Annotated in this window: 2 rRNA genes; both read left to right on the top strand. The window is 53.9% G+C overall.

Features of this window, described 5'->3' with window-relative positions:
- Positions 1 to 115 precede the first annotated feature (115 nt).
- Positions 116 to 3,025: ribosomal RNA gene (locus H8A87_RS19275) — 23S ribosomal RNA — on the top strand.
- Between the two features lie 75 nt (positions 3,026 to 3,100).
- Positions 3,101 to 3,216, top strand: a 5S ribosomal RNA gene (gene rrf, locus H8A87_RS19270).
- Positions 3,217 to 3,218 lie beyond the last annotated feature (2 nt).

Raw genomic sequence — 3,218 nt, 5'->3', positions numbered from 1 at the left:
TTGCTCTTTAACAATCTGGAACAAGCTGAAAATTTGAAACAACCGGGGTGGTTTTTAATGACCGGCCCGGTGAGTCTCTCAAAAACTCCACCCTGAAGACACCTTCGGGTTGTGAGGTTAAGCGACTAAGCGTACACGGTGGATGCCTAGGCAGTCAGAGGCGATGAAGGACGTGCTAATCTGCGAAAAGCGCCGGTGAGCTGATATGAAGCATTATTAGCCGGCGATGTCCGAATGGGGAAACCCAGTGCAATCCGTTGCACTATCATTAACTGAATTCATAGGTTAATGAGGCGAACCGGGGGAACTGAAACATCTCAGTACCCCGAGGAAAAGAAATCAACCGAGATTCCCCCAGTAGCGGCGAGCGAACGGGGAGGAGCCCAGAACCAGCATCAGTGTCAGCGTCAGGAGAACGGTCTGGAAAGGCCGGCAGTAAAGGGTGATAGCCCCGTATCTGAAGACGCTGGCAGTGTGAGTTCGACGAGTAGGGCGGGACACGTGGTATCCTGTCTGAACATGGGGGGACCATCCTCCAAGGCTAAATACTCCTGACTGACCGATAGTGAACCAGTACCGTGAGGGAAAGGCGAAAAGAACCCCGGCGAGGGGAGTGAAAGAGAACCTGAAACCGTGTACGTACAAGCAGTGGGAGCCCTGATTTATCAGGGTGACTGCGTACCTTTTGTATAATGGGTCAGCGACTTATATTCTGTAGCAAGGTTAACCGTATAGGGGAGCCGCAGGGAAACCGAGTCTTAACTGGGCGTTAAGTTGCAGGGTATAGACCCGAAACCCGGTGATCTAGCCATGGGCAGGTTGAAGGTTGGGTAACACTAACTGGAGGACCGAACCGACTAATGTTGAAAAATTAGCGGATGACTTGTGGCTGGGGGTGAAAGGCCAATCAAACCGGGAGATAGCTGGTTCTCCCCGAAAGCTATTTAGGTAGCGCCTCGTGTATTCATCTTCGGGGGTAGAGCACTGTTTCGGCTAGGGGGTCATCCCGACTTACCAACCCGATGCAAACTGCGAATACCGAAGAATGTTATCACGGGAGACACACGGCGGGTGCTAACGTCCGTCGTGAAGAGGGAAACAACCCAGACCGCCAGCTAAGGTCCCCAAGTCATGGTTAAGTGGGAAACGAAGTGGGAAGGCTCAGACAGCCAGGATGTTGGCTTAGAAGCAGCCATCATTTAAAGAAAGCGTAATAGCTCACTGGTCGAGTCGGCCTGCGCGGAAGATGTAACGGGGCTAAACCATGCACCGAAGCTGCGGCAGCGACATTTCGATGTTGTTGGGTAGGGGAGCGTTCTGTAAGCCTGCGAAGGTGTGCTGTGAGGCATGCTGGAGGTATCAGAAGTGCGAATGCTGACATAAGTAACGATAAAGCGGGTGAAAAACCCGCTCGCCGGAAGACCAAGGGTTCCTGTCCAACGTTAATCGGGGCAGGGTGAGTCGACCCCTAAGGCGAGGCCGAAAGGCGTAGTCGATGGGCAACAGGTTAATATTCCTGTACTCGGTGTTACTGCGAAGGGGGGACGGAGAAGGCTAGGCTAGCCGGGCGACGGTCGTCCCGGTTCAAGCGTGTAGGTGGGTGCTCCTGGCAAATCCGGAGTGCCGTAACACTGAGGCGTGATGACGAGGCACTACGGTGCTGAAGTGGTTGATGCCCTGCTTCCAGGAAAAGCCTCTAAGCCTCAGGTAACATTGAATCGTACCCCAAACCGACACAGGTGGTCAGGTAGAGAATACTCAGGCGCTTGAGAGAACTCGGGTGAAGGAACTAGGCAAAATGGTGCCGTAACTTCGGGAGAAGGCACGCTGGCAGTAGGTGAAGGGCCCTGCGCCCGGAGCTGAAGCCAGTCGCAGATACCAGCTGGCTGCAACTGTTTAATAAAAACACAGCACTGTGCAAACACGAAAGTGGACGTATACGGTGTGACGCCTGCCCGGTGCTGGAAGGTTAATTGATGGGGTCAGCCGCAAGGCGAAGCTCTTGATCGAAGCCCCAGTAAACGGCGGCCGTAACTATAACGGTCCTAAGGTAGCGAAATTCCTTGTCGGGTAAGTTCCGACCTGCACGAATGGCGTAATGATGGCCAGGCTGTCTCCACCCGAGACTCAGTGAAATTGAACTCGCTGTGAAGATGCAGTGTACCCGCGGCAAGACGGAAAGACCCCGTGAACCTTTACTATAGCTTGACACTGAACCTTGAGCCTTGATGTGTAGGATAGGTGGGAGGCTGTGAAGTGCGGACGCCAGTCTGCACGGAGCCGACCTTGAAATACCACCCTTTAATGTTTGATGTTCTAACGTAGACCCGTAATCCGGGTTGCGGACAGTGTCTGGTGGGTAGTTTGACTGGGGCGGTCTCCTCCCAAAGCGTAACGGAGGAGCACGAAGGTTAGCTAATCACGGTCGGACATCGTGAGGTTAGTGCAAAGGCATAAGCTAGCTTGACTGCGAGAGTGACAGCTCGAGCAGGTACGAAAGTAGGTCTTAGTGATCCGGTGGTTCTGAATGGAAGGGCCATCGCTCAACGGATAAAAGGTACTCCGGGGATAACAGGCTGATACCGCCCAAGAGTTCATATCGACGGCGGTGTTTGGCACCTCGATGTCGGCTCATCACATCCTGGGGCTGAAGTAGGTCCCAAGGGTACGGCTGTTCGCCGTTTAAAGTGGTACGCGAGCTGGGTTTAGAACGTCGTGAGACAGTTCGGTCCCTATCTGCCGTGGGCGTTGGAAGATTGAAAGGGGCTGCTCCTAGTACGAGAGGACCGGAGTGGACGCACCGCTGGTGTTCGGGTTGTCATGCCAATGGCACTGCCCGGTAGCTAAGTGCGGAAGAGATAACCGCTGAAAGCATCTAAGCGGGAAACTTGCCTTGAGATGAGTCTTCCCTTGTCCCTTGAGGACACTGAAGGAACGTTCGAGACGAGGACGTAGATAGGCCGGGTGTGTAAGCGTAGCGATACGTTGAGCTAACCGGTACTAATGACCCGTGAGGCTTAACCTGACAACACCGAAGGTGTTTTGGGTTTTGGGAGACGAGAATTTTCAGACAGCTTGTTCGGGATTGACACAGGATTTGTCTGGCGGCAACAGCGCGGTGGTCCCACCTGACCCCATGCCGAACTCAGCAGTGAAACGCCGTAGCGCCGATGGTAGTGTGGGGTCTCCCCATGCGAGAGTAGGGAACTGCCAGACAT

Origin of the sequence: Xenorhabdus lircayensis (genome assembly GCF_016306625.1) — a bacterium.
Taxonomy (GTDB): Bacteria; Pseudomonadota; Gammaproteobacteria; order Enterobacterales; family Enterobacteriaceae; genus Xenorhabdus; species Xenorhabdus lircayensis.
This window is presented reverse-complemented; position numbering and strand designations above follow the sequence as displayed.